General features: G+C 30.5%; 4 protein-coding genes. 1 reads left to right on the top strand and 3 read right to left on the bottom strand.

The genetic code is table 11. The annotated features are described in order from the left end of the window. Positions 1-1,363: hypothetical protein (locus ACR0QS_RS10515; protein WP_432633401.1), on the top strand; the 1,363-nt coding region annotated here is incomplete at its 5' end. Positions 1,364-1,457: 94 nt separating this feature from the next. On the opposite strand, the gene ACR0QS_RS10510 is transcribed toward ACR0QS_RS10515, so the two are convergent. The 3 genes from ACR0QS_RS10510 to ACR0QS_RS10500 all read right to left on the bottom strand — a co-directional run bounded on the left by ACR0QS_RS10510 (position 1,458) and on the right by ACR0QS_RS10500 (position 5,365). Beyond that, positions 1,458-3,401, bottom strand: a complete 1,944-nt coding sequence (locus ACR0QS_RS10510; RefSeq protein WP_432633400.1) for a heavy metal translocating P-type ATPase — start codon at positions 3,399-3,401, stop codon at positions 1,458-1,460. Next, the gene (locus ACR0QS_RS10505) at positions 3,388-3,804 is read right to left on the bottom strand and encodes an ArsR/SmtB family transcription factor (protein WP_432633399.1); all 417 of its coding nucleotides are present in this window, start codon (positions 3,802-3,804) and stop codon (positions 3,388-3,390) included. Before ACR0QS_RS10505 ends, ACR0QS_RS10510 begins: the two co-directional genes overlap by 14 nt. Before the next feature lie 160 nt (positions 3,805-3,964). Next, entirely contained in the window at positions 3,965-5,365 is a 1,401-nt protein-coding gene (locus tag ACR0QS_RS10500) for a sodium-dependent transporter (RefSeq protein WP_432633398.1), read from the bottom strand. Positions 5,366-5,512: the final 147 nt, after the last annotated feature.

Raw genomic sequence — 5,512 nt, 5'->3', positions numbered from 1 at the left:
ATATGGTGGTATAGATAAATTAGCATATATGTATTTTTGGAATTATCATGCTTATTCAATGATGCATATAAGTTTAGAACTTTTTCAAAATAGTCTTGCAACACTATATGGTCAACGATATGCAATAAGCCAAGATATAGAAGACAAAAATAAACATAAAAAATTATTAGAAGAAAGTATCAAAAATTACTCTGAAGTAAATAAGGACTTACTAAAAGACCCTATTATTAATTTATATAATATTTACTATGCTGATAAAGATTATGAAAAGTGTGAAAAATTATTATTTGAACATTCAACTTCATTAAAAAAAGACTGTGATTATAATATTATGCTTGGTAAAGTAATATATCAAAAAGATAAAAATAAAGATACGGCAAAGAAGTCGCTTGAATATTTTAGAAAAGCTATAGAGCAATTAAAATCTATTGATACTGCCTCATTTGAATATGCTATGGAAGATATACTCGACAATGTAATTCCTATAATATATGAAATGGAGGAAAAAGAGTATATTTTTGAAAATAATTCAAAAGTATTATTACAAAATATGTATTTCTACCATCGTAGCAAAGAATTATTTATGGCTAAAGCATATATAGTTGCATATAATATAAAAGCTTATGAACTTTGTAAAGAAATAATATTAGATTATTTGGAAAATAGCAAAACTATTGATAGCAAAATATTAATATACTTTATAAAATCATTGCACTATTTAAATATTGATAATAACAAAGAAATACACAATATAATAAATAAAATAGATTTCAATATTTATAAGGACACTTTAGTAGATTTAATAAACGAAATAGCTGGTAATATAGTAATAGATAATTCTATAGAAATAAAAAATAAAAAAGTTTTAATTTCTTTATATGAGATTATGTCAATTTCAAGAAAAGAACTTATAGTAATGCGTTTATTTGACTATATTAGAAATGCGGATGCTTTTATTAATCCTAAAATAAATAAAAAAACAGGTAAGAAAAGTAAATTTGCAGAATGGGAAGGAAACCCAAAAATAACTAATTATAAAGAAAATGAATATACATTATGTTATCATTTTCACACTTCAAGTAAAAAAGAAGTTGATGAAAACAATAATCCTATTAAAGATAATGATGGAAAATATATATGGCGACTTCCCGCTGAAAATTGGATAGCCGTTAATCAAATAAGAGATACTTTGGCGCATAGAATTAATGAAAACGATACGGATGTAAACGAAGCCATAAGAACTACTAAAAATGCAAGAGAATTTATCGAAGCAAATTTTACTTCAATAATAGAATGTTTATTTAATGTTATAAAAGAAAATAATTTGCTTTCCGATTCAAAATTCGATAGCGAAGATTTTTGATTAAATCGATTAGATTTTATAAATAATAAAGAATAGACATAAATTAATGCCTATTCTTTTTATTTTAAATCTTTTTAATTATTAAAAAAATAATTTAATGCTGATGTCCGCAGTCGCAATTAGTTATTTTTATATCGCAAGTTTCTTTCAAATCTTTAATATCCTCTTCTTTTTCTCCTATCGGATATAAAAGTCTCAAAGCGTTAAGAACTACTATAACCGTTACTCCCGTATCTGCAAATATTGCAAGCCACATAGTAGCGAGTCCCAAAGCGCCTAAAGTTATTGCAGCAAATTTTATAACCAAAGCGAGCAAAATATTTTGAACGACAACAATATGATTCTTTTTTGCAAGTTTAATTACAGTCGCGACTTTTGAAGGTTTATCGTCCATTATAACGACATCGGCATTTTCGATTGCCGCATCCGAACCCAAACCTCCCATCGCTATTCCAATATCCGCTCTCGCCAAAGAAGGCGCATCATTTATTCCGTCTCCAACGAATATTGAAGCTTTAGAATCTTTCATCATTTCTTCCAAAGAACTAACTTTATCGTCAGGCAAGCATCCGCCTTTGAAAACCGATATATTCATTTCTTTAGCGAAACTTTCGACTCTATCTACATTGTCTCCGCTTATGAGTCCCGTTTTTATATTCATTTTATTTAACGATATTATTGCCTCTTTTGAATCTTCTTTTACGCTGTCGTCAATGAAAAATCCGCCCGCATATTTTCCGTCTATCGCTATATGAACATTGATATTTTTCTTAACGGTTTCTTGGATTTCTACATTATTTTGTTTCAATAATTCTTTCCCACCGATTATAATATTTTTATTTTCTACAGTAGTCATCGCTCCTTTTCCGCTAATATCTTTATGGCTTGAAATTAAATTATCTTCTATATTTCCGCCGTTCTTTTTATAATATTCCACTATTGATATTGCAATCGGATGCGAAGAACCAGATTCTGCATAAGCAGCGTATTTTAAAAGATTTTCATTATCGAATAGTCCGCTATTAAAAATCTCTTTTATTGAAAATTCGCCTTTTGTGAGAGTTCCCGTTTTATCGAAAACTACCGTTTGAACTTTTGAAAGCAAATCTAAAAATACTCCGCCTTTTACCATTATTCCCAATTTTGAAGCTCTTCCAATCGAAGAAAAATAAGTTAATGGAATTCCAACCATAAACGCGCATGGACAAGAAACTACCAAAAGAGTAAGCGAGCGCTGAAACCAATTATTAAAAACTTCTCTTCCGTAAATTAAAGTTGGAATTATAGTCAAAGCTATTGCTCCGAATACTACAATAGGGGTATAGATTCCTGCAAATCTGCTTATTAGCTGTTCGATATTTGCCTTTCTATTTTGCGAATCTTGAACCAGTTTCAATATTTTAGCGACTGAAGACTCGGCATATTCTCTTATGACTTTTGCCCTTATTGAAGCGTCACCGTTTATAGTTCCCGCCAAAACTTCGTCTCCGATTTTAACCGCTCTCGGCATACTTTCGCCAGTTAATGCTTTAGTGTCAAGCCAGCTTTCGCCTTCGTAAATTATCGAATCCAGAGGAACTTTTTCAAAAGGATTTATTATTATATTGTCGTTAATCTTAACTTGAGATATATCGACTTTTTCTATACTTCCGTTTTCTCTTATTATATTTGCCGAATCGGGACGAATAGACATCAAAGCGGAAATCGTTCTTTTTGATTTATTAACCGCCATATCTTCAAAATAATCTCCGACTCGATAAAATATTAAAACGGCTAAAGCTTCGGGAAATTCATGAAGTATAATCGCGCCGACTGTGGCGATACTCATAAGAAAACTTTCGCGCATGAATTTTCCTTTGATAAAATCAATAGCGGCGTTTTTGAATACTTCTCTTCCCAAAATTAAATATGGAATAAAAAATATTATATATTCCGCAATTCCATGAATTCTGCCATGAAGACTGTATAGCAAAATTAACGCTATAACTCCGAGTATCATTTCCGATACAAATAAAATTTTTTCTTTATTCTTTAACATGTTCATACCCCCAAGTATAAATTTTTTCTATATGCTCATCGTCAAGTCTATAAAATACATGAAGCCCAACCTTTCGTTTTTTGACTACTCTCGCCTGCCATAAAGTTTTTAAATGCTGCGAGATTGAAGGCTGTTTCATTTTTAGAAGAGATGATAATTCATGCACGCATAATTCTTTTTCGCTTAAAGCCGAAATAATTTTTAATCTTGTCGAATCGGAAAATACGGAAAAAAAATCTGCAAGAATCGTAAATTCTTCATCATTAGGAAGTTTAGGAATCAAAGAAGCTATATTTTCATTTGTAGTATTAACTTCGCAATCGTCCTCATTTTTTGAATTGCTAAAAATATCTTCTTTATTTTCTTCTTCCAATTTTTCTTTTTTGTCAATTCTTTTCCTCATTTCCATTCTCTCCTAAAATTATAAATTATAAACCCTATATTAGTATATTATAATATAATTATATAACGATATATAAAACAAGTCAATAGGGTTAAAGTAAAAAAGGACGACAAAATTAATGCCGTCCTTATAAAAAATATCAATAAACAAGGAAAATAATTTATGAGAATTTGCTTATATAATTTATAATGAAAAATGCGAATAAAATTAACGGAAGTATATAAGTCACATAAATCCTAGAAGATTTTGGAAATTTTATTCCCGTGCCAGAATCAACTTCATTAATAAAATTATCCCATCCCCAGCCGTATTTTGAAACGCAGAAAATAACTATATAAATTCCGCCGAGTTCCAAAAGATTATAACTCAAAATAAAATCATACAAATCTAAAAAACTCGTTCCTTCGCCCATAGGCTGAATGAAAGATAAAACATTGAAGCCAAGCGAGGTAGTCAAAGCCAATACGAAGACGACTATTCCGACTATTACCGAAGCTAAACTTCTTTTCATTTTGAATTCCGACATCGTGAACGCTATTAAATTTTCAAATACGGCGACTACGGTTGTGAGAGAAGCCATTGATAAAAATATGAAAAATAAAGTTCCCCATAATCTTGGAAGCGGCATAGAATTAAATATATTTGGCAAAGTGACAAAAGCCAATCCAGCGCCTTCGCCGGGATTTACTCCGAAAGCGAAACAAGCGGGAAATATTATTAAACCAGCAAGAAAAGCGATTGAAGTGTCGAGTATAACTATTATTATAGATTCGTTTGTAATTGATTTTTCTTTTCCAATATAACTTCCAAAAATAGTCATACTTCCGACTCCCAAACCTAAAGTAAAGAAAGCCTGTCCCATAGCCGCGTATATTACCTCCAAAAAGCTTTTAGCTCCGCCTTCGTTAAATATTTTTCCCAAATCTGGAAGCAGATAAAATTTTATTCCTTCTATAGCTCCGTCTAAAGTTATCGCTCTTATTATAAGAATTATCATTATAATAAAAAGAAGCGACATCATAAATTTCGTAGATTTTTCTACTCCGCTTTGAAGCCCTTTAAAACAAATTAAACTTCCCAAGAAAACAGTTATAAATAAACTTAAAACCATAACTTGAGGATTACCAAGCATAGAACCAAAAAAATTTCCTACGCCTTCGGGGGAGAGTCCTTCCATCGCTCCCGTAACCATATAAAAAGCGTAAGTTATACTCCAACCTGTAACGCTAGTATAAAACATCATTAAAATTAAACATCCGAGCATTTGAATATAACCGATTAAATGCCATTTATGTCCTTCTTTTTCCAAAGCCTTATAAGAGCCGACAATATCTTTTTGTCCTCCTCTCCCGATGCTGAATTCCATTATTAAAATCGGAAGTCCTATTATAAGCAAGCATATCAAATAAATCAAAACGAAAGCGGCGCCTCCGTATTTTCCAGTTATATAAGGGAATCGCCATATATTTCCGAGTCCTATAGCGCATCCCGCCGAGACTAATAAAAATCCCAGCCTGCTTGAAAGTCTTTCCCTTTTGTGATTTTGATTATCGTTTTGCATATAGCAACTCCTTAAATTTAATTTTTAATCTTTTAATTATACATTATAATAATAATTACTTCAAGTAGTATTTTTTTATTACAATTATTTCTTTAAAATTTAAGAAATAAAACTATAGAAAAAGAATAAGAATTTAAAAATTATTTT

Source organism: Brachyspira sp. (assembly GCF_050873525.1).
GTDB lineage: Bacteria > Spirochaetota > Brachyspiria > Brachyspirales > Brachyspiraceae > Brachyspira.
Note: the sequence above shows the minus strand (reverse complement) of the source record. Positions and strands in the feature narration are given on the sequence as shown.

What these genes read in the sequence shown, in the direction of transcription:
- ACR0QS_RS10510 (WP_432633400.1), bottom strand. Translation starts at nt 3,401, where the DNA reads ATGTTAAAGAATAAAGAAAAAATTTTATTTGTATCGGAAATGATACTC.
- ACR0QS_RS10505 (WP_432633399.1), bottom strand. Translation starts at nt 3,804, where the DNA reads ATGAGGAAAAGAATTGACAAAAAAGAAAAATTGGAAGAAGAAAATAAA.
- ACR0QS_RS10500 (WP_432633398.1), bottom strand. Translation starts at nt 5,365, where the DNA reads ATGCAAAACGATAATCAAAATCACAAAAGGGAAAGACTTTCAAGCAGG.